At 58.1% G+C, this 518-nt stretch carries 1 protein-coding gene; it reads right to left on the reverse strand.

The annotated features are described in order from the left end of the window. Window positions 1-518 (reverse strand): carbohydrate porin (locus ASN89_RS26515; RefSeq protein ID WP_161911803.1); only part of this gene is annotated, 518 nt, incomplete at both ends.

Here is a 518-nt window from a genome sequence, read left to right on the forward strand (position 1 = left end):
TTGAAGTTGTCGGTGAATGCATACACAGGACGCACGCCGACCGAGGTCCAGGTCGAGGAACCTTTGGCGTTCGATTCGTCTTTTTGCCACAGGGCGACGAATTCCATGCCGAAATTGGCCATCGGCTGGATCGCCATGTCATTGAAGATGCGCGTGCGTTTCACGTCCGAACCGAAACTGGTGTCGCCCGAAGCGCCGAACTGCGCGCCATTGCCGGTGCCAGGACCGACGCCGTATTGCACGCCAAAGGTGTTGCCGCCGCCGAACACTTTACCTTGACGGTGGAAGGCCGACAGTTGCCAACCGTTATGTTTCGGGCCGTAGATGTCGTTGTCCTTGCCTTCAGCCGTGATGATGGTCGCGGCCAGGTCCAGCGTACCGTTGACGTTGACAGGAATTTCACCGTAGATGAAGTTCTGGCGCACGGCGGAACGGGTGCCTGTGATGGCGCCTGTGTTCTTGTCGCGGGCGTTGATGTCGTTGTCCTTGAAGAAGGCATACGAGAATTTACCCGGGCC

The organism is Janthinobacterium sp. Ant5-2-1 (genome assembly GCF_001445815.1).
Classification (GTDB): Bacteria; Pseudomonadota; Gammaproteobacteria; order Burkholderiales; family Burkholderiaceae_D; genus Janthinobacterium; species Janthinobacterium lividum_E.